Origin of the sequence: Bradyrhizobium elkanii WSM2783 (genome assembly GCF_000472865.1) — a bacterium.
GTDB classification, from domain to species: Bacteria; Pseudomonadota; Alphaproteobacteria; order Rhizobiales; family Xanthobacteraceae; genus Bradyrhizobium; species Bradyrhizobium elkanii_A.
In genome coordinates this window covers 56678-78872 of sequence record NZ_AXAP01000040.1, presented here as the reverse complement: position 1 = coordinate 78872, position 22195 = coordinate 56678, and the positions used below count along the sequence as shown (strand labels likewise).

24 protein-coding genes are annotated in these 22195 nt (G+C 64.9%); 16 read left to right on the top strand and 8 right to left on the bottom strand.

Annotated elements, in window-relative coordinates; translation table 11 throughout:
* Positions 1 to 220 precede the first annotated feature (220 nt).
* The 5 genes from YY7_RS0129345 to YY7_RS0129325 all read right to left on the bottom strand — a co-directional run bounded on the left by YY7_RS0129345 (position 221) and on the right by YY7_RS0129325 (position 5488).
* Positions 221 to 1339, bottom strand: a complete 1119-nt coding sequence (locus YY7_RS0129345; RefSeq protein WP_028166350.1) for a branched-chain amino acid ABC transporter substrate-binding protein — start codon at positions 1337 to 1339, stop codon at positions 221 to 223.
* A gap of 160 nt (positions 1340 to 1499) precedes the next feature.
* Positions 1500 to 2240: an ABC transporter ATP-binding protein gene (locus tag YY7_RS0129340; RefSeq protein WP_028166349.1), complete on the bottom strand. Its 741-nt coding sequence runs from the start codon at positions 2238 to 2240 to the stop codon at positions 1500 to 1502.
* Positions 2241 to 2403: 163 nt separating this feature from the next.
* Positions 2404 to 3237 carry an ABC transporter ATP-binding protein gene (locus tag YY7_RS0129335; protein ID WP_028166348.1) on the bottom strand — a complete coding sequence of 278 codons (834 nt, stop codon included), beginning with the start codon at positions 3235 to 3237 and terminating at the stop codon, positions 2404 to 2406.
* Positions 3234 to 4559, bottom strand: a complete 1326-nt coding sequence (gene livM / locus YY7_RS0129330) for a high-affinity branched-chain amino acid ABC transporter permease LivM (protein ID WP_028166347.1) — start codon at positions 4557 to 4559, stop codon at positions 3234 to 3236. The genes YY7_RS0129335 and livM overlap by 4 nt, the downstream gene beginning before the upstream one ends.
* Before the next feature lie 11 nt (positions 4560 to 4570).
* Complete coding sequence (locus YY7_RS0129325) at positions 4571 to 5488, bottom strand: ABC transporter permease subunit (protein WP_028166346.1); 918 nt, start codon at positions 5486 to 5488, stop codon at positions 4571 to 4573.
* A 268-nt stretch (positions 5489 to 5756) separates the two neighbouring features.
* Between YY7_RS0129325 and YY7_RS62110 the strand changes: the two genes are divergently transcribed.
* Entirely contained in the window at positions 5757 to 5918 is a 162-nt protein-coding gene (locus tag YY7_RS62110) for a hypothetical protein (protein WP_196237351.1), read from the top strand.
* Between the two features lie 191 nt (positions 5919 to 6109).
* Positions 6110 to 6637 (top strand): hypothetical protein, encoded by a 528-nt coding sequence (locus tag YY7_RS0129315; RefSeq protein ID WP_028166345.1) that lies wholly within the window; start codon positions 6110 to 6112, stop codon positions 6635 to 6637.
* On the opposite strand, the gene YY7_RS0129310 is transcribed toward YY7_RS0129315, so the two are convergent.
* The 3 genes from YY7_RS0129310 to YY7_RS0129300 form a co-directional block, all read right to left on the bottom strand.
* The gene (locus tag YY7_RS0129310; RefSeq protein WP_028166344.1) at positions 6617 to 7009 is read right to left on the bottom strand and encodes a carboxymuconolactone decarboxylase family protein; all 393 of its coding nucleotides are present in this window, start codon (positions 7007 to 7009) and stop codon (positions 6617 to 6619) included. The genes YY7_RS0129315 and YY7_RS0129310 overlap by 21 nt on opposite strands.
* A 114-nt stretch (positions 7010 to 7123) precedes the next feature.
* Positions 7124 to 7906 (bottom strand): 3-oxoadipate enol-lactonase, encoded by a 783-nt coding sequence (gene pcaD / locus YY7_RS0129305; RefSeq protein WP_028166343.1) that lies wholly within the window; start codon positions 7904 to 7906, stop codon positions 7124 to 7126.
* Positions 7907 to 8030: 124 nt separating this feature from the next.
* Positions 8031 to 9386, bottom strand: a complete 1356-nt coding sequence (locus YY7_RS0129300; protein WP_028166342.1) for a 3-carboxy-cis,cis-muconate cycloisomerase — start codon at positions 9384 to 9386, stop codon at positions 8031 to 8033.
* A 191-nt stretch (positions 9387 to 9577) separates the two neighbouring features.
* Between YY7_RS0129300 and YY7_RS0129295 the strand changes: the two genes are divergently transcribed.
* From YY7_RS0129295 to YY7_RS0129230, 14 genes are all read left to right on the top strand, one after another.
* On the top strand, positions 9578 to 10024 hold the full coding sequence (locus tag YY7_RS0129295; RefSeq protein ID WP_028166341.1) for an SRPBCC family protein: 447 nt from the start codon (positions 9578 to 9580) through the stop codon (positions 10022 to 10024).
* A gap of 174 nt (positions 10025 to 10198) precedes the next feature.
* Positions 10199 to 10684: a (2Fe-2S)-binding protein gene (locus YY7_RS0129290; RefSeq protein ID WP_028166340.1), complete on the top strand. Its 486-nt coding sequence runs from the start codon at positions 10199 to 10201 to the stop codon at positions 10682 to 10684.
* Between the two features lie 50 nt (positions 10685 to 10734).
* Positions 10735 to 11541 (top strand): FAD binding domain-containing protein, encoded by an 807-nt coding sequence (locus YY7_RS0129285; RefSeq protein WP_028166339.1) that lies wholly within the window; start codon positions 10735 to 10737, stop codon positions 11539 to 11541.
* A gap of 37 nt (positions 11542 to 11578) precedes the next feature.
* Positions 11579 to 12487, top strand: a complete 909-nt coding sequence (locus tag YY7_RS0129280; RefSeq protein WP_028166338.1) for an AAA family ATPase — start codon at positions 11579 to 11581, stop codon at positions 12485 to 12487.
* Positions 12488 to 12632: 145 nt separating this feature from the next.
* A complete protein-coding gene (locus tag YY7_RS0129275) occupies positions 12633 to 13835 on the top strand; it encodes a vWA domain-containing protein (RefSeq protein WP_028166337.1) in 1203 nt (400 codons plus the stop codon).
* 13 nt (positions 13836 to 13848) lie between these two features.
* Positions 13849 to 14172 carry an XdhC family protein gene (locus tag YY7_RS0129270; protein ID WP_027582816.1) on the top strand — a complete coding sequence of 108 codons (324 nt, stop codon included), beginning with the start codon at positions 13849 to 13851 and terminating at the stop codon, positions 14170 to 14172.
* A 2-nt stretch (positions 14173 to 14174) separates the two neighbouring features.
* Entirely contained in the window at positions 14175 to 14876 is a 702-nt protein-coding gene (locus YY7_RS0129265; RefSeq protein WP_028166336.1) for an XdhC family protein, read from the top strand.
* Positions 14873 to 16477: an NTP transferase domain-containing protein gene (locus YY7_RS0129260; RefSeq protein ID WP_028166335.1), complete on the top strand. Its 1605-nt coding sequence runs from the start codon at positions 14873 to 14875 to the stop codon at positions 16475 to 16477. Before YY7_RS0129265 ends, YY7_RS0129260 begins: the two co-directional genes overlap by 4 nt.
* Before the next feature lie 294 nt (positions 16478 to 16771).
* Positions 16772 to 17164 (top strand): DUF4189 domain-containing protein, encoded by a 393-nt coding sequence (locus tag YY7_RS0129255; RefSeq protein ID WP_028166334.1) that lies wholly within the window; start codon positions 16772 to 16774, stop codon positions 17162 to 17164.
* A 226-nt stretch (positions 17165 to 17390) separates the two neighbouring features.
* Positions 17391 to 18416 carry an alcohol dehydrogenase AdhP gene (gene adhP / locus YY7_RS0129250; RefSeq protein WP_028166333.1) on the top strand — a complete coding sequence of 342 codons (1026 nt, stop codon included), beginning with the start codon at positions 17391 to 17393 and terminating at the stop codon, positions 18414 to 18416.
* A gap of 167 nt (positions 18417 to 18583) precedes the next feature.
* Complete coding sequence (locus YY7_RS0129245; RefSeq protein ID WP_028166332.1) at positions 18584 to 19297, top strand: TetR/AcrR family transcriptional regulator; 714 nt, start codon at positions 18584 to 18586, stop codon at positions 19295 to 19297.
* Positions 19294 to 20079: an HlyD family secretion protein gene (locus YY7_RS0129240; RefSeq protein ID WP_028166331.1), complete on the top strand. Its 786-nt coding sequence runs from the start codon at positions 19294 to 19296 to the stop codon at positions 20077 to 20079. Before YY7_RS0129245 ends, YY7_RS0129240 begins: the two co-directional genes overlap by 4 nt.
* Complete coding sequence (locus YY7_RS0129235; RefSeq protein WP_028166330.1) at positions 20076 to 21020, top strand: ABC transporter ATP-binding protein; 945 nt, start codon at positions 20076 to 20078, stop codon at positions 21018 to 21020. Before YY7_RS0129240 ends, YY7_RS0129235 begins: the two co-directional genes overlap by 4 nt.
* Complete coding sequence (locus YY7_RS0129230; RefSeq protein WP_028166329.1) at positions 21017 to 22183, top strand: ABC transporter permease; 1167 nt, start codon at positions 21017 to 21019, stop codon at positions 22181 to 22183. Before YY7_RS0129235 ends, YY7_RS0129230 begins: the two co-directional genes overlap by 4 nt.
* Positions 22184 to 22195 lie beyond the last annotated feature (12 nt).

Sequence of the window (22195 nt, the reverse complement as noted above, 5' to 3'; positions counted from 1 at the left end):
GTGAGACGCGCGGAGTTAAATCACTGATTTGCCCGACGGGTTAAGCGGTTTATTTTTCGCTGATAGTCTGGACAGACTTTTAGGTGATTTGCCCGTCGGGTTGGTTTGTCGCACCCAAGGCATCCACAGCGTCATTGCGAGCGAAGCGAAGCAATCCATAGCGCCGCAAGCGGAAGAGTGGATTGCTTCGCTCCGCTCGCAATGACGGCGGTGATTGGTCTTACGATCCCTTCGGATTCACTTCGGCGTAGTTGCCCTTGGCGTCCCACTTGTAGACGACGTAGTCGATCGCCTTGATATCGCCCTTGGCGTCGAAGGCCATCTTGCCGAGCACGGTGTCCCACTCGCCGGCCTTGATCGCGTCCATCACCTTCTTCGGATCAGTGGAGCCGACCTTGGCGACCGCCTGTGACCACACCTGCATCGCGGCGTAGGTGTAGAGTGTGTAGCCTTCGGGATCGATGTTCTTGGCCTTGAACTTCTCGACGATGGCTTTCGCGGTCGGCTTGTTGCGCGGATCGGGACCGAAGGTGAACAGCGTGCCTTCGGCGGCGGGGCCGGTGATCGAGGCGAACTCCTTGTCGTTCATGGCATCGCCCGCCATCAGCACCGTCTGCAGGCCCTGGTCGCGCATCTGGCGCAGGATCAGGCCGGCCTCCTGGTGATAGCCGCCGACATAGACGAGATCGATGTTGTCGCGTTTGAGCCGCGAGACGATGGAGTTAAAATCCTTGTCGCCCTTGTTGTAGGACTCGAACATCTTCTCCTGGAAGCCGGCCTTGTTCAGCGCCTTCTTGGTCTCGTCCGCGAGGCCCTTGCCGTAGGTCGTCTTGTCGTTGAGGATTGCGACGTTCTTACCCTTGAAATTCTTCAGGATGTACTCGGCGGCGACCAGGCCCTGCTGGTCGTCACGGCCGCAGACGCGCGCGACGTTCCAGAGCTTGCGTTCGGTGAACAGCGGGTTGGTCGAGGCCGGCGTGATCTGCAGCGTGTTGCCGTCGGCATAGGCTTCCGATGCCGGGATCGACGACGACGAGCAGAAGTGACCGGCGACGAAGGGGATCCGCGCGCTGGAGAGTTTTTCCGCGACCGAGCGCGCCTGCTTGGGATCGCAGGCATCGTCGCCGACCTCGAGCTTGAGCTTCTTGCCGAGCACGCCGCCCGCGGCATTGAGATCGGAAACCGCCTGTTCGGCGCCGTTCTTCATCTGCCGGCCGAACGCGGATTCGGAGCCCGTCATCGGGCCCGCCACTGCGATGGTGATATCCTGCGCGAATGCGCTCGCCGACAGTGCGAGCGAAGCGCCGAGTGCAAGGCCAATCAGCTTGAGTGATTTCATGTGGAGTCCCCGTGGTCATCGCTTAAGGGAAGCATCCGGCGCGCCGCCGGATACGAAACCGACGGCATTGTCGACTGAATTTGCCGTGAAGTCATCGGCATTTTTCAGGCAAATGCACGCGCCCTTCGCAGCATCTTGCCGCAGGACGGGCGCCGATCAGCTAGCCCCGCCGGCCGCCTTCCAGATAGGCAGCGCGGATCTCCGGCCGCTGCAACAGCTCGCCGCCGGTTCCAGACAGCGTGATCAGCCCGTTGACCATGACGTAACCGCGATGGGCGAGTTTCAGTGCGTGGTTGGCGTTCTGCTCGACGATCAGGACGGTCAGGCCATCCTGGCGGTTCAGGGTGCGGATCGCGTCGAAGATCTGGCGTGCGATCAGCGGCGCGAGGCCGAGCGAAGGCTCATCCAGCATCAACAGGCGCGGGCGGCTCATCAGCGCGCGGCCGATGGCCAGCATCTGCTGCTCGCCGCCGGAGAGCGTGCCGCCACGCTGGTTGACGCGTTCCTTGAGCCGGGGGAACAGCGTGAACACGCGTTCCAGCACGGCGGCGCGTTCCGCTTCGCTGCACTCGGTCACGTCAGCGCCCATCTGCAGGTTTTCCGCGACGCTCATGCGCGGAAAGATCCGGCGCCCCTCGGGCGACTGCGCGATCCTAAGCCGCGCGATCTCGTGCGTCGGCACGCCGGTGATGTCATCGCCGTCGAACTCGATCGCCCCGGCGCGGGCGCGCGGCTTGCCGAAGATCGTCATCATCAGCGTCGACTTGCCGGCACCGTTGGCCCCGATCAGCGCAACGATCTCGCCGGCATTGATCTCGAGATCGACGCCCTTGAGGGCTTCGATCTTGCCGTAGGCCGCGCGCAGTCCGCGGATCGCGAGGAGGGGAGAGGTTGAGGTCATAGGGCAACCTCGCAGCCGTCATGGCCGGGCTTGTCCCGGCCATCCACGTTCCGGTGGTGTCGCAGAAAGGGCGTGGATGCCCGGGAGAAGCCCGGGCATGACGGGGACAGAGAACGCGCGGCTACAAGCACTTTGCAGTGTGAACTCTTGTCGGAGCGTCCAATCACGTGCCGCTCTCCATGACGGCGATGGCTTCTTCCTCGTCGGCGCCGAGATAGGCGGCGATCACCTTGGGATCGTCGCGGACGGATTGTGGCGTGCCTTCGGCGATCTTGACGCCGTAATCCATCACCACGACGTGGTCGGAAATCTCCATCACCACGGACATGTCGTGCTCGATCAAGAGGATCGAGGTGCCCTGTTCGGTGCGGATCGAGAGCAAGAGCTCGCTCAAGGCGGCGCTCTCGCGCGCGTTCAGGCCGGCGGCGGGCTCGTCGAGGCAGAGCAGCGCGGGCTCGGTGCACATCGCGCGCGCGATCTCGAGCCGGCGCTGGTCGCCATAGGGAAGGTTGCCGGCGGCATCGTCGGCGCGGTCGAGCAGGCCGACGCGCGTCAGCCAGGTGCGCGCCAGCTCGATCGCGCGTGCTTCCGCGCTGCGCCAGGACGGCGCGCCGATCAGGCCGAGGAAGGTCAGGCCGGAGGCGCGCATCAGCGCGTTGTGCTGCGCCACCATCAGATTCTCCAGCGCCGTCATGCCGGGGAACAGGCGGATGTTCTGGAAGGTGCGCGCCACGCGCGCCTGCTTGGAGATGCGGAAATCGTTCAGACGTTCGAGCTGGATCGTCTTGCCGTCGTCATGGGTCAGCGCGATCGAGCCGCCGCTCGGCCTGTAGAAGCCGGTGATGCAGTTGAAGACGGTGGTCTTGCCGGCGCCGTTCGGGCCGATTAACGCGGTGATCTTGCGCCGTCCGGCATCGAAGGAGAGATCGTTCACGGCAACGATGCCGCCGAACCGCATCGACAGGCCCTTGACGGAGAGGATGGTCTCACCGCTCATCCGTGTCCCTCCTTGACGAGGTCGGAGGAGATCGCCTGGTTGCGTTCGAGATAGACGGTCGGGGCACGATGCCCGATCAGTCCGCGCGGCCGCCAGATCATGAGCAGCACCATCGCCATTCCGAACACCAGCATGCGGTACTGGTCGAGGCCGCGGAACAGCTCGAAGCCGCCGATCATCGCCAGCGCAGCCAGCGCGACGCCGAGCTGCGAGCCCATGCCGCCGAGCACGACGATGGCGAGCACCAGCGCCGATTCCTGGAAGGTGAAGGATTCCGGGCTGATGAAGCCCTGGCGCGTCGCGAAGAACGCGCCGGCAAAGCCGCCGAACATCGCGCCGGTGGCAAAGGCCGTGAGTTTGGTCGTAGTGGTGTTGATGCCGAGCGCGCGGCAGGCGACCTCGTCCTCGCGCAGCGCCTCCCAGGCGCGGCCGATCGGCAGGCGGCGAAGGCGGATCGTGACCCAGTTGGTCAGCAGCGCCATCGCCAGGATCAAATAGAACAGGAACACGATGCGGTGCGTCGGCGAGAACTCGATGCCGAGCCGCGCCGCGAGCCCGTCTTCGCCCGGCGAGAGCGGAATGCCGAACAGGGTCGGTCGTGGGATGCCGGAGATGCCGTTCGGCCCGCCGGTGAGGCTTTGCCAGTTGATGATGACGAGGCGGATGATCTCGCCGAACGCCAGCGTCACGATCGCGAGATAGTCGCCGCGCAATCTGAGCACGGGAAAGCCGAGCAGCACGCCCCAGAACGCGGCGAGGATGCCGGCGAGCGGCAGGCAGACCCAGAACGACAGTCCGAAATTGGTGGCGAGCAGCGCGTAGGAATAGGCACCGACGGCGTAGAAGGCGACATAGCCGAGATCGAGCAGGCCGGCGAGGCCGACGACCACGTTCAGTCCCCAACCGAGCATCACATAGGTGAGCACGAGGATCGCGAGATCGAGGATGTAGCGCTGATCATAGAAGATCACCGGCACCAGGAAGGTGAAGATCAGCAGCGCCGGCGCGATCAGGCGTCCGGCGAGCGACAGCGCATTTTGTACCGCCGGCGGAACGACGCGGACTTTGTCGGCGGGACCCCACCATTGCCGCAGCAGCTCGATGACGATGCTGCCGCCGAACACGGCAGCGACGATGGCGGCGAGATCGCCGAACCGCGTCCAGTAGATCAGCCCGCCTTGCGGGCCGGCCTCGGTGCGGACGCCGATCATCAACGAGAACAGCACCAGCGCGACCAAGGCACTGATGGTGGCTTTCTTGAGGATGAAGGCGGCGCCGCTCGCGCGCGACGCCGGCTTCTTCTCGAGCGCTGACGTGGTCACGCGGCCGCCCGTCAGACTTTTTCGACTTCAGGCCGGCCGAGCAGGCCGGTCGGAAGGAAGATCAGAACCACGATCAGGATGGAGAAGGCGGCGACGTCCTTGTACTCGACCGAGAAATAGGCCGACCAGAATGTCTCGATCAGCCCGATCGCCAGTCCTCCCAGCATCGCGCCGGGCAGCGAGCCGATGCCGCCGAGGACCGCGGCGGTGAACGCCTTGATGCCGGCGACGAAGCCCATGAAGAAATCGACCAGGCCATAGTAGAGCAGGTACATCATGCCGGCGACGGCGGCGAGCGCGGCGCCGATCACGAAGGTCATGGAGATGGTGCGGTCGACGTCGACGCCGAGCAGCGCCGCCATGGTCTGGTCCTGCTCGCAGGCGCGCATGTCGCGCCCGAGCCGCGTGCGCGACACCAGCCAGGTGAACAGCGCGAGCAGCACCACGGTGGCGAGCACGACGATGATCTGGATGTTGGAGAGCTGCACCACGAAGCCGCTTTCACCCTCATGCAGCGTGTAGCCGCCGGTGATGATCGGCGGCACCGGTTTCACGCGCGCGCCTTGCGCGACTTGCGAGAAATTCGTCAGCACGAAGGACATGCCGATGGCTGAGAGCATCGGCGCCAGGCGGAACGAATGCCGCAGCGGCCGGTAGGCGATACGCTCCACCGTCCAGCCATAGAGCGCGGTGATCGCCATCGACACCAGGAGCACGATGAACAGCACCAGCGGGATCGCGGTGAGGCCGAGCGAGACCAGCACCAAAAAGGAGATCAGCGCGATGAAACCGCCGATCATGAAGATGTCGCCATGGGCGAAATTGATCATGCCGACGATGCCATAGACCATGGTGTAGCCGATCGCGATCAGCCCATAGATCGAGCCGAGCACGAGGCCGTTGATGAGTTGCTGGGCGAAATAATCCATGCGCTGCCGCTTGTGAGAGAGCGACGCGGCGAGGGCTCCCGGCAGCCTTGTCCGACGCGTCGTATCATTTTCTAACAGTGGAACCCCTTGGGCGGCAACAGCGCTAGCTGCGGCATCAAGGGCTTGTACAGAGGTAGTTTTACCGGCGGTTCCCGATCCAGCATTTGCCTCACCGTGACGTGACGGTTCCCACCGAAACAGCGTCCTGGTTCCCGCGTTGGCCCGTGCCTGGTTCGAAGGGACCAGGTCCAACCAGGGAGATTTGTGAATGGCCAATCAGAACCAGAACCCGGGTCAGCAGAATCAAAATCCGGGCCAGAAGCCCGGCCAGCAGCAGGGCGGCGGCAGCAAGCCCGGCCAGCAGCAGCAAGACCCGAACCGTCAGGGCCAGAAACCCGGCCAACCGCAGGACCCGGGTCAGGTGCGCTAGTTTCCCGTCCAAGCGAGAGCAAAAGGGAAGTCCTGCCGAAAGGCGGGACTTTCTTTTGGACGCCGTCCACAGCGGCCCGCCCCAATTAAGGTTAATAAAGGGTTTAGATTGCCGCTTCAGTTCCAACGAAGTTACCTCGCGACATACCCGCCATCGCGCGTCGGGCGAGCGGAACAAGCAGGGAGCGGCAGATGTCGACGAACTGGCGGATCAGCTCCTTTTGCGGCGCGCTGCTTGCGGCCTATTTCATCCCGGCGTGGGCGAGCATCGCCTTCCAGATCATGGCCTCGCCGGTCCGCGGTCTCTATGAACGGCCGAGCGTGTCGATCGGGTTCTTCATCAGCGATCATCTGCATCTGTCGGGCATCGCGAGCGTGCGTATCGCCTGGCTGCTGGCGCTGGTGCGGATCACCACAGTTGCCTTTTTCACGCTGTATCTGGTGCTGCTTTCGCTTCGCTCGGTGCGCGAGCGCGGCGGCGGCGATGAGACGCTCGGTATGGCGCTCGTGCTCGGCAGCGTGCTCAGCTTCGTCAGCATGCTGGCGGCGTCCGTGGCCGGCGAGGCCGAGGCGCTGCGGCTGCATGCGACCGAACTGTTGATGCTGGTCGGCATCGGCATCGTGCTGGTGGTCGAGGGCGCCGCGCCGCGGCTGGCCGAGGTGCGCGACGAGACCGATACCAGCGTGCCGGCCGGCAAATTATCCCTTCAACAGCCCTAGCTCGGCGATAATCGCCGAGGCTTCCTTCACCGCATGGTTGGCGGCGGGGACGCCGCAATAGATCGCCTGCTGCAGCAGGATCTCCTTGATATCGTCAGGCGAAAAGCCGCCTTCGGTGAGGGCGGCACGCACATGCAGGCGGAATTCGTCCCACTGCCCGAGCGCGACCATGGTGCCGATGACCAGTACCCGCCGCGTGCGATGATCGAAATGCGGCCGCGTCCAGATATCGCCCCAGGCATAGCGCGTGATCAGGTCCTGGAAGTCGGTGTTGAAGGCGTTGCGATTGGTAATCGATTTATCGACCCATTCATTGCCGAGCACTTTGCGGCGCTGGGTCATGCCCTCGTCGCGGCGCTTGTCGTCGTCCATGATTGTCTCTCTCCTCCTGTCATTGCGAGGAGCGAAGCGACGAAGCAATCCATTGCATCCGCGGGCGCAGTATGGATTGCTTCGCTTCGCTCGCAATGACGACGTTGTTGGAACCTAGCGTTGCGTCAGGAAGCCGACCACGGCGTCCGTGAAGGCGTGCGACTGCTCGACGTTGGAAATATGCGCGGCATCGAGGATCGTCATGCTGGCACCCGGGATGCGGCTGCGGATGAATTCCCCAGCCGAGATCGGCGTTGCCATATCGTGACGGCCGGCGATCACCAGCGTCGGGCTCTTGATCTTCGGGAGCAGCTCGCGCTGGTCGAGCGTGCTCAGGGCTTCGCAGCAGGCGATGTAACCCTCCGCTGGCGAGGCCAACAGCATCGCCTTCATGCGGGCTGCGATCTGCGGCTCGCGCTCGCGGAAATCCGCCGTCAGCCAGCCCGCGATCACGGTGTCGGCGACCGCGGCGAGGCCGCCTTCCTTCACCGCCTTGATGCGATTGTGCCAGTTGGTCGGGTCCGGGTAGTAGCAGGCGGTGTTGGAGAGGATGATCTTGCCGAAGCGTTCGGGCGCGTTGGCCCCCAGCCATTGCCCGACCATGCCGCCCATCGACAGGCCGCACCAATGCGTCTTTTCGATATTGAGGTCGTCGAGGATCGCCAGCACGTCGCGGCCGAAACGCTCCATCGAATAGGGGCCGGGAGGGACCTGCGACTTGCCATGGCCGCGCCGGTCGTAGCGGATGACGCGGAACACCTGCGTCAGCGCCTTCATCTGCGGTTCCCACATCTGCAACGTGCAGCCCAGCGAATTCGACAGCATCAGCGTCGGTCCGCCGTCGCGGCCTTCGACCTGGACGTTGAGCAGGCATCCGTCGGCGTCGATCATCGGCATGGTTCTAAAACTCCGCTGTCATGCCCGGACTTGATCCGGGCATCCATCCAAAAGAGAGTCTATCGAAGAAGATGGATTGCCGGGGCAAGCCCGGCAATGACATCCGAGAGACTCATCGGCACTTTCATTTGTCGCTCAGCGAGGCGAGCAGGCGGTCGATCAGCGCCTGCGAGGCGCCCTGATAGGACATCGGCGCGAACAGGTTTTCGATCCGGTCCGCGGCAAGCTGCGCGGTGACCTGAGGATCCGCCATCAGCACGTCGCGCAAATGCTTCTGCTCGGCGACCGCCTTCTTGCTGGCGGCTTCGATCAGGTGATGCGCCTCGCTCTTGCCGAGCTTTTCGGCGAGCGCCATCGACACCGCTTCGGCCATGATCAGCCCACGGGTGGCATCGAGGTTGACGCGCATGCGCGCGGCGTCGACTTCCAGGCCCTCGGCGAGTTCGACGGTGGCGGCGAGCGCGCCTGAGGTGACCAGCATCAGCGTCGGCAAGGTCGGCCATTCTGCATGCCACGGCCCCGCGCTGCGCTCGTGGTCCTGGATCTGCGCGGCAAGGATCGTCGCGGCGAGATTGGGGGCCATGGTGGCGGCGGCGAGCGCGGTTGCGGCAGCAACGGGATTGCGCTTGTGCGGCATGGTGGAGGAGCCGCCGCGGCCTTCGCCCGATGGCTCGAACGCCTCGGCGACGTCGGTCTGCATCATCAAGGAGACGTCGCGGGCGATCTTGCCGCAGCTTCCGCAGACGATGGCAAAGCCGGAGGCGATGTCCGCGATGCGGTCGCGGTGGGTGTGCCAGGGCGCCTCCGGCAGCGGCAGGCCAAGCTCCTGCGCCAGTTTTTCCGCCACTGCCATGCCTTTGTCGCCGAGCGCGGCCAGCGTGCCGGCCGCGCCGCCGAATTGCAGCGCCAGTGCCTCGCGGTGCAGCCGCTGCAGGCGCCTCCGCGAGCGGTGCAGGCTTGCGGCATATTCGGCGAGCTTGAGGCCGAACGGCATCGGCAGCGCGTGCTGCAGCCAGGTGCGCGCAACCACCGCGGTGTCGCGATGCTCGCGGGCGAGTTTGGCAAAGCCTGTGATGGCGCGGTCGAGTTCGGCGAGCAACACATCGATGCCGGCGCGCAGAGTGAGCATCGTCGCGGTGTCGATGACGTCCTGGCTGGTCGCGCCCCAATGCACATAGCGCGCGGCCTCCTTGCTGGCCTTGGCCACCTCGGCGGTAAGCGCCTTGACCAGCGGGATCGCCAGGTTGCCCGACCGAACGGCGGCTTCCGCGAGCGCCGCGCGGTCGAATGATTCGGCCTTGCAGGCCGCGCCGATCGGGCCGGCCGCGGCATTCGGAATCACGCCGACCGCTGCTTCGGCGCGCGCCAGCGCTGCCTCGAAATCAAGCATATTCTGCAAGCAAGCGGCATCGTCGCACACCGCGCGCATCGCGGCGCTTGACAGCATCGGTGCCAGCAGAGGGGAAAGGGATGTGTTCATCGCGCGCGACCTAATCATTCCCGGCTGCCGCTGCCAATGGCCCTTCTTGATCGAGCCCGGCGCCATCACAAGGGGCGGTCTCCGTTTTGCTGCGCTGCGAATATGCATCGCTCGTGGTCGGATGCCGGTCTTTCCTTTGTGGCCGCCGTGCTTTACTTGGGTGTTGGTTCGATGCGATCGGGGAGGCTCTCATGGCAATGACAATGACCGGCGAAGTCCAGCTTGCGGCGTCGCGCGAGGCCGTGTGGGCCAAGCTCAACGACCCCGAGGTGCTGAAGGTCTGCATCCCCGGCTGCGAGGAATTGGAGAGGACCGAGGACAACGGCTTTCGCGCCGTTGCCAAGATGAAGGTCGGCCCGGTCTCGGCGCGCTTCAAGGGCAAGGTCATGCTGTCCGATCTGGATCCGCCCAACGGCTACAAGATCTCGGGCGAAGGCGAGGGCGGGGTTGCCGGATTCGCCAAGGGCGGCGCGACGGTCGCGCTTGCCGAGAAGGATGGCGGCACACTCTTGAGTTACAACGTCGAGGCGCAGATCGGCGGCAAGCTCGCCCAACTCGGCCAGCGCCTGATCAACGGCGCGGCCAAGAAACTGGCCGATGAATTCTTCGCGAATTTCGCCAAGGCCGTGCAGGGCTGAGTCAAATAAATAAAGACTAGTGGCGCCGCACAACGGCGCCAGAACGGCCCGACGTCATCCGGCCATGCGAGGGGCGAGGTTGCCCATTGCGGTGATGGCCCATATTATGGCTTTTGGAACGGTTATAAACGCCTGTTCTGTCGATATGCGGCAGAGCAGATCAAGAGAGTGCTGATGGCCAAGATTTCCCTGATCGTGAACGGCAATCCCGTCACCGCTAACGTCGACCCCCGTACCCTTCTCGTTCAATTCCTGCGTGAAAACCTGCGGTTGACCGGGACCCATGTCGGTTGCGACACCTCGCAATGCGGCGCCTGCGTCGTGCATCTCGACGGCAAGGCCGTGAAGTCGTGCACCACGCTTGCGGTGATGGCCGACGGCCATGAGGTCAAGACCATCGAGGGACTGGCGCCGGATGGCGGGCCGCTGCATCCGATGCAGGAAGCGTTCCGCGAGAATCATGGCCTGCAGTGCGGCTTCTGCACGCCCGGCATGATCATGACCGCGGTCGACATGGTGCACCGCAAGGGAAACGAGCTTTCCGACGAGGTGATCCGCGAAGAGCTCGAAGGCAATCTGTGCCGCTGCACCGGCTATCAGAACATCGTCGCCTCGATCGCCGCCGGCGCCAAGGCGATGGCGAAGTCCGATCTCGCTTGAACCTCAGCGCATTGCATCGCGATCGCTGTTGAAAATTCCGGGGCATTCCAATGTATGAATTCAAGTATCATCGTCCGGCGACCGTGCGACAGGCCGCCAATCTGCTGGTGAAGAACGAGGATGCCAAGCTGATCGCCGGCGGCCACACGCTGGTGCCGGTGATGAAGCAGCGGCTCGCGAGCCCGCCGCATCTGGTCGACCTCTCTCATGTCGAAGGCCTCGACACCATCGAGATGAAAGGCCGCGCGCTTGCGATCGGCGCCACCGCCAAGCATGCCGAGGTCGCCAGCTCCGCCGTCGTCGGCGAGGCGATCCCGGCGCTCGCCGACCTCGCGGGAGGGATCGGCGATCCCGCCGTGCGCCATCGCGGCACCATCGGCGGCTCGCTGGCGAACAACGACCCGACCGCGGACTATCCGGCCGCCGTGCTGGCGCTGGGCGCGACCATCGTCACCAACAAGCGGCGGCTCAAGGCCGAGGAGTTCTTCCAGGGCCTGTTCTCGACCGCGCTCGAGGCCGACGAGATCATCACCAAGGTGCGGTTTCCGGTTCCGAAGAAGGCGGCTTACGTCAAGTTCCGCAACCAGGCCTCGCGCTATGCGCTGGTCGGCGTGTTCGTGGCACGGCGGCCGTCGGACGTCCGCGTCGCCGTTACCGGCGCCGGCTCGGACGGCGTGTTCCGCGTCACCGCTTTCGAGGAGGCCCTGCAGAAGCGCTTCTCGCCCAAGGTGCTAGAGGGGATCAACGTATCCCCGGAAGGGCTGAACAGCGACCTGCATGGCAGTGCCGAATATCGCGCGCATTTGATCGGGGTGCTGGCGCGCCGGGCGGTCGAAGCTGCTAACGCTAAAGCGTGATAGTGCAGGCTGCTTTGGCTCCAACACCGGCTTTCCCATGACCGCATCGACGCTCCCGAAATCCGTCGATGTGCTGCTCGAGCTCCTGACCTCGCGCGGCTATCTCGCCGAGCGGTCGCTCGCGACCGTGACCTATCTCGCGCTGCGCATGGGCCGGCCGTTGTTCCTGGAAGGCGAGGCCGGCGTCGGCAAGACCGAGATCGCCAAGGTGCTGTCTTCAGCGCTCGGGCGGAAGCTGATCCGCCTGCAATGCTACGAGGGCCTCGACGTCGCCTCCGCGGTCTACGAGTGGAGCAGCGCGGCGCAGATGATCGCGATCCGCCTCGCGGAAGCCTCCGGCGACACTGACCGCGATCAGCTCGCGAGCGACATCTTCGCCGAGCGTTTCCTGATCAAGCGGCCGCTGCTGCAGGCGCTGGAGCCTGACGTCGCCGGCCCGCCGGTGCTCCTGATCGACGAGCTCGACCGCGCGGACGAGGCGTTCGAGGCCTATCTTCTGGAGATCCTGTCGGACTTCCAGGTGACGATCCCCGAGCTCGGCACGGTGAAGGCGCCGGCGCCGCCGATCGTGATCATCACCTCCAACCGCACCCGCGAGATCCACGACGCGCTGAAGCGGCGCTGTCTCTATCACTGGGTCGACTATCCCACAGCCGAGCGCGAGCTCGCGATCGTCAAGTCGCGGGTGCCGAATATTTCGGCCAAGCTGTCGCAGCAGGTGGTCCGCTTCGTGCAGGCGCTGCGCAACCAGGATTTCTACAAGTCGCCCGGCGTCGCCGAGACCATCGACTGGGCCACCGCGCTCTCTGAGCTCGATGCCCGCTCGCTGACGCCGCAAGTGGTCGGCGAGACCCTCGGTGCGCTCCTGAAGTACCAGGATGACATCGCGCGCATGCAGGGCGATACGCTGCAGAAGGTTTTGAAGGAAGCGACGAGCGAGACGTAGCTGCTCGCGCGTCATACACGACACTCGTCATTCCGGAGCGCGCGCAGCGCGAGCCCGGAATCCATTTCACCACTTGTTCTGCGGCGGGATGGATTCCGGGCCTGCGCCTAGCGGCGCATCCCGGAATGACGATGGGAGAGAGCCGATGCCCATCAACCACCTTGCGCCGCCGACCGGGCACATGGCCGACAATGTCGTCGGCTTTGCCCGCGCGCTGCGGGCGGCCGGGTTGCCGGTCGGGCCGGGCTCGGTGATCGACGCGCTCAATGCGCTGCAGCTCATCGAAGTCGGCAACCGCGCCGATTTCTACGCCACGCTGGAAGCGATCTTCGTCAAGCGCCATGAGCATGCGCTGATCTTTGCCCAGGCCTTCGACCTGTTCTTCCGCGCCGCCGAGGAGTGGAAGAGCATGCTGGACTCGGTGCCGCTGCCCGACCACGCCAAGAAGAAGCCGCCGCCGGCCTCGCGCCGCGTGCAGGAAGCGCTGTCGCAGCCCGCGAGCCGCGAGGAGCGGCCGCAGGAGCAGGCGCAGGAACTCAAGCTCTCGGTCTCCGACCGCGAGATCTTGCAGAAGAAAGACTTTGCGCAGATGAGCGCGGCCGAGATCGCCGAGGTCACCCGCGCCATCGCCAAGATGAGCTTGCCGCAGGCCGAGCTGGAGACGCGCCGCTACCGGCCGGACGCCCGCGGCCTCCGGCTCGATATGCGCCGCACCATCCGCAATTCCTTGCGCACCGGCGGCGAGATCGTCGACATCCGCAAGCTCGGCCGCATCGACAAGCCGGCGCCGATCGTGGCGCTGCTCGATATCTCGGGATCGATGAGCGAATATACCCGCCTGTTCCTGCACTTCCTGCATGCCATCACCGATGCCCGCAAGCGCGTCTCGGTGTTCCTGTTCGGCACCCGCCTGACCAACGTGACGCGGGCGCTGCGGCAGCGCGATCCCGACGAGGCGCTGGCAAGCTGCTCCTCAAGCGTCGAGGACTGGGCCGGCGGCACAAGGATCGCGACCTCGCTGCACACCTTCAACAAGCTGTGGGCTCGCCGGGTGCTGGGGCAGGGCGCGATCGTGCTGCTGATCTCCGACGGGCTGGAGCGCGAGGCGGACGCCAAGCTTGCCTTCGAGATGGACCGGCTGCATCGTTCCTGCCGCCGCCTGATCTGGCTCAACCCGCTGCTGCGCTACAGCGCCTTCGAGCCCAAGGCGCAGGGCATCAAAATGATGCTGCCCCACGTTGACGAATTCCGCCCGGTGCATAACTTGAGTTCCATCCAGGGGCTGATCGAGGCGCTTTCGGCCCCGCCGCCGCCTCATCATCGCAGCCTGATCCGCTCCGTAGCTTGAAGAGGGTTCTCAAATGCTCAATCGCGACGAAGACATCCTGAAGGCGGCTGAGGACTGGCAGAAGGCAGGCCATGGGGTGGCGCTGGCCACCGTGGTGGAGACCTGGGGCTCGGCGCCGCGTCCGGCTGGATCGAGCCTCGTCATCAACGACGAGGGTACGTTCCTGGGTTCGGTCTCGGGCGGCTGCGTCGAAGGCGCCGTGGTGACTGAGGCGCTCGACGTGATCTCGAGCGGCCAGCCGAGGATGCTGGAATTCGGCGTGGCCGACGAGACCGCCTGGAATGTTGGCCTGTCCTGCGGCGGCACCATCCGCGTCTTCGTCGAGAAGGTGGGCTAGCCGTGAAGCTCGAAACCCTGAAGGAGCTGAATGCCGAGCGCGCCGCGCGGCGCCCGGTGATCGTCGTCACCGATACCGCCAATGGCGAGCAGCGGCTGGTGAAGGCAAAGGACTTTGCCGCCGATCCGCTCAATGCCGAGCTTTCCAAAGCATTGCGCATGGGCAAGAGCACCAACGTCGAGGTCGGCGGCAAGAAGCTGTTCCTCAACGTCTATGCGCCGACCGCAAAGCTCGTGATCATCGGCGCCGTCCATATCAGCCAGGCCTTGGCGCCGCTGGCGCGGTCGCTGGACTATGAGGTCACCGTCGTCGATCCGCGCACGGCATTTGCGAGCCCCGAACGTTTTCCTGACGTGCCCCTGGTCGCGGAATGGCCCGACGTCGCACTGCCGCCGCTCAATGTCGATCACTACACCGCTTTTGTCGCGGTGACCCACGATCCGAAGATCGACGATCCCGCGCTGCTGCACGCCTTCGAACGCGAGTGCTTCTATATCGGGGCGCTCGGTTCGCGGAAGACGCATGCCAAGCGCGGCGAACGGCTGCGCGCCCAGGGCGCGAAGGAAAGTGACATCGCGCGCATCCATGCGCCGATCGGACTCGACATTGGTGCGGTATCGCCGTCGGAGATCGCGGTCGCCATCATGGCGGAGATCACCGCGACGCTGCGGTTGCCGCCGAAAGAGAAAGAAGTTGCAGCATGAAGTTCGGGCCTGCCAGTCCGCGTGACGCGATTGGCGGCGTCACCGTTCACACCCTGCGGCAGGGATCGCTGGTGCTGAAGAAGGGCACCACGATCGGCCCTGCCGAAGTGGAGGCCTTGGATAAGGCCGGGGTGAAGGAAATCGTCGTCGTGCGGCTCGATGAGGGTGACGTCTCCGAAGATGTTGCCGCGGCCAGCATCGCGCAGGCCATTGCCGGCGACGGCGTCAATGTCGAGCGCGCCTTTACCGGCCGCGCCAATTTGTTCGCGGGACGCGCCGGCGTGCTGGTGGTCGACCGTGCCGCGGTCGATCGCATCAACGGCGTCGACGAGGCGATCACGCTCGCGACGCTGACTGCGTTCAAGCCGGTGGTCGAAGGCGAGATGATCGCCACCGTCAAGCTCATTCCTTTCGGTGTCGAAGCGAGCTTGCGCGACGCGGCAGTCGCCGTCGCCGCGCGCGAGACGCTGCGGGTTGCGCCTTACGTCATCAAGAAGGTCGGCATCGTCTCGACGATGCTGCCGGGCCTGTCGCCAAAGGTGATCGAGAAGACGCTCCGCGTGACCGCCGAGCGGCTCGCCCCCGCGGGCGCCAGCATTATCGCCGAGCGCCGCGTGCCGCATGAGGAGAAGGCCCTGGCCGCCTCGATCAAGGAATTGCTCGCGCTTGGCGCCGAACTCGTGATCGTGTTCGGTGCTTCCGCGATCGCGGACCGGCGCGACGTGATCCCGGCCGCGATCACCGGGATCGGCGGCGCGGTCGAGCATTTCGGCATGCCGGTCGATCCGGGCAATCTGCTCCTGATCGGCAGCGCGGGGAAGGTGCCGGTGCTGGGTGCGCCGGGCTGCGCGCGCTCTCCGGTCGAGAATGGATTTGACTGGGTGCTGATGCGCCTGCTTGCGGGGATCAAGGTCACGCGGGCCGAGCTCACCGGCATGGGCGTCGGCGGGCTCTTGATGGAGATCGTGACGCGGCCGCAGCCGCGCACGGGCTCCGACACCGAAGGCAATCGCAACGTCGCCGCCATCGTGCTCGCCGCCGGCCGTTCGACGCGGATGGGCGGCCCCAACAAGCTGCTTGCGGAGATCGACGGCAAGAAGCTCGTGCGTATCGCGGCCGAGCAGGCGCTGGCGTCGAAGGCCTCCGAGGTGATCTTCGTCACCGGCCATCAGGCCGAACTGGTCGAGCAGGCGCTGCAGGGGCTGAAGGTGAAATTCGTGCGCAATCCGGATTTCGCCGGCGGGCTCGCGAGCTCAGTGAAAGCGGGTGTCTCCGCGGTATCCGACAGCGTCGACGGCGCAGTGATCTGCCTCGGCGACATGCCGCTGATCGACGCGTCCTTGATCGATCGGCTCATCGACGCCTTTGCACCCGACCGCGGCCATTTGATCGCGGTGCCCGTCAGCGAAGGCAGGCGCGGCAATCCCGTGCTGTGGTCGCGGCGCTTCTTCAAGGAATTGATGACGCTCGACGGCGACATCGGCGCGCGCCACCTGATCGCCAAGCACGCCGAAGCGGTAGCCGAAGTGCCCGTCGACGGCCAAAGCGCCTTTCTCGACATCGACACCCCGCAAGCCCTCGAAGCCGCGCGCGGCGGATAAGCGCCGGTGCGTAGGGTGGGCAAAGCGAAGCGTGCCCACCAACACACGCCCTGTTCTTGATGGTGGGCACGCTTCGCTTTGCCCACCCTACGACATCTGCGTGTAGGTCTCCGTTCTCTCCACGTCATTGCGAGCGAAGCGAAGCAATCCATGCCTCCACAAGTGGTGAGATGGATTGCTTCGCTGTGCTCGCAATGACGACGCCCAGTGATTCGCGTGCCTCTCAACCTCCCGTTCACCAAGTGGAAACGTCCGGCGGCTAGAGTTCCGCCGGCTGTCTGGGGGATGGGGAAAGTGATTGTCTCGACGAGGCGCGCGCAACGCCGCGCGCTGTTCATTCTTGCGCTGACGTTGCTGTTGGCACTCACGCGTTTCATCACCGAGAGCTGGGCGGCGGGCGCATTTGCCGTTGGGAAATGCGGCGCCTACGGTCAGGCCTATGACTATCCCGCCGAAGCAGAGGCGCGCGCCGCGGCGCTGAAGCAGTGCAAGGGCGATTGCACCACCGTCACGATGAAACGGGCCTGCGCTGCGCTCTCCATCGACATGATGAATCCCTGCGGCGCCCACGGCTACGCCGTGGAGCCGAAGATCTCGCGCTCGCTGAACGCCGCCACGCGCAAGTGCTATGAATATGGCGGCAAGGAATGCGTGATCCGCGCCTGGGCCTGCGACGCCAAAGGTTAGCGTGGCCGTTGTAGCGTCGTAGCCCGGGTGGAGCGTCAGCGTAACCCGGGGGCGCTCGAGCCGCTGGTACAGTTTCCCGGGTTGCGCTTGGTTCCACCCGGGCTACAACTTGTCGCAGTTGTCATCGCGCTGACACACGCGCACATTCGGCGCGCCCCTTGATACCGATCAAAGGGCGAGAGGGTGGTCACCGCTAGTCTGCTTTCCAAAGCGAAGGAGTAGACAGATGCCGACCATGAAAGCCGCTGTTGTCCGAAATTTTGGCAAGCCGCTCGAGATCGAGAATGTGCCGGTGCCGGAACCGGGGCCGGGCGAAGTTCTGGTCAAGGTGAAAGCCTGCGGCGTGTGTCACACCGATCTTCACGCCGCGTCCGGTGACTGGCCGGTGAAGCCGGTTCCGCCGTTCATTCCCGGCCATGAAGCTGCCGGCATCGTCGCCGCGCTCGGCCCCGGCGTGACCAATCTGAAGGTCGGTGACGCCGTCGGCGTCGCCTGGCTGCACGATGCCTGCATGCGCTGCGAATATTGCGAGACCGGTTGGGAAACCCTGTGCGAGCACCAGCACAACACCGGCTACAGCGTGAACGGCGGCTTTGCCGAATATGTCATCGCATCGGCCGCCTTCGCCGCGCGATTGCCGGCTAATGTCGATTTCGCAAAGGTGGCGCCGATCCTGTGCGCTGGTGTCACGACCTACAAGGGACTGAAGGAGACCGAAGCGCGGCCCGGCGAGTGGGTCGTCATCTCCGGCGTCGGCGGCCTCGGCCATGTCGCGATCCAGTATGCCAAGGCGATGGGGCTCAAGGTTGCCGCGGTCGACATCGCCGAGGACAAGCTGGAGCTAGCTCGCACCACCGGCGCCGATCTCGCCGTCAACGCGCTGTCTGACAGGGCGGTGGAGAAGGTGCTGGCATCGACCGGGGGAGGGGCGCACGGCGTACTGGTGACGGCGGTGTCGACGGCTGCGTTCGCGCAGGCGCTGGGGATGGTCCGGCGCAAGGGCACGGTCAGCCTCGTCGGCCTTCCGCCCGGCGAATTCCCGACGCCGATCTTCGACGTCGTCTTGAAGCGCATCACCGTGCGCGGCTCGATCGTCGGTACCCGCCGCGATCTCGACGAAGCCATCGCCTTCGCCACCGACGGCAAGGTGCACGCCGAGATCACCAAGGTGCCGCTGGAGAAGATCAACGACATCTTCGACCGGATGAAGTCCGGCAAGATCGACGGCCGCATGGTGCTGGATTTCGCCTAAGTCCCATCCTTGTCATTCCGCGGCGCGCGCAGCGCGAGCCCGGAATCCATCAGACCGCGGGAGCAAGCGGAAGAATGGATTCCGGGCCTCGCCTTCGGCGCATCCCGGAATGACGAGGAGCGTTCCGCATTCTTGACAATGACTGACCAGTCAGTCATTATTTGAGCATGAAGCAGCGCCCCAAACCATCCGCTCCGCCCAAGGCGCGCCGGACCGCCAGCAGGGCGGCGCGCGCCAAGGTGTCAAAAGTGGTCTCGCCGAAGATCGCGGGTAGCGGGGCGAACCGCGCCGAGCGCGCGGCGGAGCGGCGGGCTGCGATCGTGGAGGCGGCGATGGAAGAGTTCGTCGCGCGCGGCTTTGCCGCGACCCGGCTCGACGATATCGCCAAGCGCGCCGGCGTCGCCAAGGGCACGATCTATCTGCATTTCAAGGACAAGGAATCGATGTTCGAGGAATTGATCCGGACCGCGCTGGTGCCGCTGATCGACCGCATGGCATCGCCGGCGCCGCTGAGCGGATCGGTGCGCGAGGCGGTGGAGGGCTTTGCGCAAATGTTCATCCGGGAGGTCGCTTCGACATCGCGCGGCGACATCGTGCGCCTGATCGTCAGCGAGGGGCCGCGCTTTCCGGAAATCGCCGACTTTTATTTCCGCGAAGTGGTCTCGCGCGGGATGGCCGGCATGCGCGCCTTGATCGATCTTGCGATCACGCGCGGCGAGATCCGCAACAAGGAATTGGCGCGCTATCCGCAGATCATGATTGCGCCGGCACTGATCGCGGTGATCTGGCAGAGCCTGTTCAGCCGGCATTCGCCACTGGATGCGATCGAGATGTTTCGCGTCCATCTCGATCTGATCTTCGGCGAGCGGAGGACGACATGACTTCGTCGCGCCTCGCAAAGATTCTGGCGATGGTCGCGCTGGCGGCGGCGCTGGCCGGCTGCCAGGAGCGGCGCGATCCCGGCTTCCAGGGGTGGGTCGAGGCCGACATGATCTTTGTCAGCCCGGATGAAGCCGGCCGCGTGGTAAAGCTCAACGTGCGCGAAGGCGACGAGGTGAAGGTCGGCGACCTCCTTTACTCCGTCGACGACGATCTGCAGCAGGCCGATCTCAACCAGAACAAGGCCACGCTTGCCAATGCGCAGCAGACCTATGACCGCGCCGCTTCGCTGAGAGGAACCGGCGCAGGCACGCAGGCCAATCTTGATGCCGCGGTCTCGGCGCTGCGCGTGGCCGAAGCCAAGGTCAACACGTCGGAGACGCGGCTGGCGCGGCGCAAGGGCTTTGCGCCGGTCGCCGGCACCATCCAGCAGATCTATTTCCGCGAGGGCGAGATGGTGGCGGCGCAGCGGCCGGTGCTCTCGATCATGCCGCCGGGCAACATGAAGCTGCGCTTCTTCGTGCCCGAGGCCGAACTGCCGAAGCTCTCGATCGGCGACCAGGTGCGCGTCGTCTGCGACAATTGCGCCGCCGATCTCACCGCCAAGATCTACTTCATCGCGACCACGGCGGAATATACACCGCCGGTGATCTACAGCCTCGATGAGCGCAACAAGCTGGTCTACTTGATCCAGGCACGGCCGAGCCGGCCCGATGCCTTGCGCGTCGGGCAGCCGATCAGCGTCTATCTCAATCCGAAGACGCCGGTGGCGGATCGGCGATGAGCACGGTCGCGAACCATACGCCTGAGATCGCTATCGATGTCCATGGCCTGACCAAATCGTTCGGCGGCCGCGAGGTCGTGCATGATCTGTCGATGCAGGTCAGGCGCGGCACGATCTACGGCTTCCTGGGGCCGAACGGCAGCGGCAAGACCACGACCATCCGCATGCTCTGCGGCCTGCTCACGCCCGACAGCGGCAATGGCACCTGCCTCGGTTACGATATCCGCCGCGATGCCGACCGCATCAAGCGCCTGGTCGGCTACATGACCCAGCGCTTCAGCCTATACCAGGACCTTTCGGTGCGCGAGAATCTGGAATTCGTCGCGCGGCTCTACGGCATGCCTGACGCACGTAGTGCGGCGCGCGAGATGATCGGGCGCATCGGCTTGAGGGGCCGGGAGGAGCAGCTTGCCGGCAATCTCTCCGGCGGCTGGAAGCAGCGGCTTGCCCTCGGCGCTTGCACGCTGCCCAATCCGAAACTTCTGCTGCTGGACGAGCCGACCGCCGGCGTCGACCCCAAGGCGCGGCGCGATTTCTGGAACGAGATCCACGCGCTCGCGGCCGAAGGCCTGACCGTGCTGGTCTCCACGCACTACATGGACGAGGCCGAGCGCTGCCATGAGATCGCCTACATCGCCTATGGCCATCTGTTGGCGCATGGGACAGTGGAAGAGGTGATCGCGGGCTCGGCGCTCTCGACATATACGGTGACCGGCGACGATCTCAACGTTCTTACCGCCGAGCTCGCCGGCAAGGGCGGCATCGACATGGTGGCGCCGTTCGGCACCAGCCTGCATGTGTCCGGCCGCGACAAGGCGGCACTGGACACGACCGTTGCGTCCTATCGTGACGATCCGCGTTGGCACTGGCAGGACAGCGAGCCGTCGCTCGAAGACGTCTTCATCGATCTCATGGGCCGCGCCAGGGACAATTTCCAATGAGCGCGATAGAGGCGATCCATCCTGCTGTTGAGACGAGGGAGCCGGCCTTCGGCTTCTGGCGGCGCAGCTATGCGATGCTGGTGAAGGAATTCATCCAGCTCCGCCGCGACCGCGTCTCCTTCGCCATGATCGTGATGATCCCGGTGATGCAGCTTTTGCTGTTCGGCTACGCCATCAACACCACGCCTCGGCATCTGCCGACGGCGGTGTTGATCCAGGAGGACAGCGATCTCGGGCGCTCGATCCTGAAGGCGATGGAGAACACCGCCTATTTCCGCTTCAGCCGGGAGGTGCACGATGTCGCCGAGTTCGACGACCTCCTGAAATCCGGCAAGGTGCTGTTCGGTGTCGAGATCCCGCGCGGCTTCGAGCGCGCGGTCAGGCGCGGCGACAAGCCGGCGCTGCTGGTCGCGGCCGATGCCACCGATCCGATCGCCTCAAGCGCGGCGCTCGGTGCGCTCGGCGCCCTGGTGCAGACGGCGCTGGAGCACGATCTGCACGTCGGCGATCCCCCGGACATGCCGTTCGAGATCAGGACGCACGCCCGCTACAACCCCGCCGCCGAGTCGCGGCTCAATATCGTGCCCGGCCTGGTCGGCACCATCCTGACCATGACCATGCTGATCTTCACAGCGCTCTCGGTGACGCGCGAGATCGAGCGCGGCACCATGGAGAGCCTCTTGTCGATGCCGATCAAGCCGGTGGAGGTGATGTTCGGCAAGATCATTCCTTATGTCATTGTCGGCTTCATCCAGGCGTCACTGATCGTCGGCATCGGCGTGCTGCTGTTCGGGGTGCCGATTCTCGGCAGTGTGCTGCTCCTGGCGGCGCTGACCACGCTATTCATCACCACCAACCTGTCGATCGGCTATACGTTCTCCACCATCGTGCAGAACCAGTTGCAGGCGATGCAGCTCTCGATGATGTTCTTCCTGCCGAGCATCCTGCTCTCCGGCTTCATGTTTCCGTTCGCGGGCATGCCGCTATGGGCGCAATATCTCGGCGAAGGCCTGCCGCTGACCCATTACGTCCGCATCGTCCGCGCCATCATGCTGAAGGGCGCCGGCCTGGCCAACCTGCAATACGACACGATTGCACTCATTGTCCTGATGCTGGTGGCGATGACGATCGCCGTGACACGCTTCCGTCGCACGCTCGATTGAGGCTATAGTCGC

What these genes read in the sequence shown, in the direction of transcription:
- YY7_RS0129345 (WP_028166350.1), bottom strand. Translation starts at nt 1,339, where the DNA reads ATGAAATCACTCAAGCTGATTGGCCTTGCACTCGGCGCTTCGCTCGCA.
- YY7_RS0129340 (WP_028166349.1), bottom strand. Translation starts at nt 2,240, where the DNA reads ATGACCTCAACCTCTCCCCTCCTCGCGATCCGCGGACTGCGCGCGGCC.
- YY7_RS0129335 (WP_028166348.1), bottom strand. Translation starts at nt 3,237, where the DNA reads ATGAGCGGTGAGACCATCCTCTCCGTCAAGGGCCTGTCGATGCGGTTC.
- YY7_RS0129325 (WP_028166346.1), bottom strand. Translation starts at nt 5,488, where the DNA reads ATGGATTATTTCGCCCAGCAACTCATCAACGGCCTCGTGCTCGGCTCG.
- YY7_RS62110 (WP_196237351.1), top strand. Translation starts at nt 5,757, where the DNA reads ATGGCCAATCAGAACCAGAACCCGGGTCAGCAGAATCAAAATCCGGGC.
- YY7_RS0129315 (WP_028166345.1), top strand. Translation starts at nt 6,110, where the DNA reads ATGTCGACGAACTGGCGGATCAGCTCCTTTTGCGGCGCGCTGCTTGCG.
- YY7_RS0129310 (WP_028166344.1), bottom strand. Translation starts at nt 7,009, where the DNA reads ATGGACGACGACAAGCGCCGCGACGAGGGCATGACCCAGCGCCGCAAA.
- pcaD (WP_028166343.1), bottom strand. Translation starts at nt 7,906, where the DNA reads ATGCCGATGATCGACGCCGACGGATGCCTGCTCAACGTCCAGGTCGAA.
- YY7_RS0129300 (WP_028166342.1), bottom strand. Translation starts at nt 9,386, where the DNA reads ATGAACACATCCCTTTCCCCTCTGCTGGCACCGATGCTGTCAAGCGCC.
- YY7_RS0129295 (WP_028166341.1), top strand. Translation starts at nt 9,578, where the DNA reads ATGGCAATGACAATGACCGGCGAAGTCCAGCTTGCGGCGTCGCGCGAG.
- YY7_RS0129290 (WP_028166340.1), top strand. Translation starts at nt 10,199, where the DNA reads ATGGCCAAGATTTCCCTGATCGTGAACGGCAATCCCGTCACCGCTAAC.
- YY7_RS0129285 (WP_028166339.1), top strand. Translation starts at nt 10,735, where the DNA reads ATGTATGAATTCAAGTATCATCGTCCGGCGACCGTGCGACAGGCCGCC.
- YY7_RS0129280 (WP_028166338.1), top strand. Translation starts at nt 11,579, where the DNA reads ATGACCGCATCGACGCTCCCGAAATCCGTCGATGTGCTGCTCGAGCTC.
- YY7_RS0129275 (WP_028166337.1), top strand. Translation starts at nt 12,633, where the DNA reads ATGCCCATCAACCACCTTGCGCCGCCGACCGGGCACATGGCCGACAAT.
- YY7_RS0129270 (WP_027582816.1), top strand. Translation starts at nt 13,849, where the DNA reads ATGCTCAATCGCGACGAAGACATCCTGAAGGCGGCTGAGGACTGGCAG.
- YY7_RS0129260 (WP_028166335.1), top strand. Translation starts at nt 14,873, where the DNA reads ATGAAGTTCGGGCCTGCCAGTCCGCGTGACGCGATTGGCGGCGTCACC.
- adhP (WP_028166333.1), top strand. Translation starts at nt 17,391, where the DNA reads ATGCCGACCATGAAAGCCGCTGTTGTCCGAAATTTTGGCAAGCCGCTC.
- YY7_RS0129245 (WP_028166332.1), top strand. Translation starts at nt 18,584, where the DNA reads ATGAAGCAGCGCCCCAAACCATCCGCTCCGCCCAAGGCGCGCCGGACC.
- YY7_RS0129240 (WP_028166331.1), top strand. Translation starts at nt 19,294, where the DNA reads ATGACTTCGTCGCGCCTCGCAAAGATTCTGGCGATGGTCGCGCTGGCG.
- YY7_RS0129235 (WP_028166330.1), top strand. Translation starts at nt 20,076, where the DNA reads ATGAGCACGGTCGCGAACCATACGCCTGAGATCGCTATCGATGTCCAT.
- YY7_RS0129230 (WP_028166329.1), top strand. Translation starts at nt 21,017, where the DNA reads ATGAGCGCGATAGAGGCGATCCATCCTGCTGTTGAGACGAGGGAGCCG.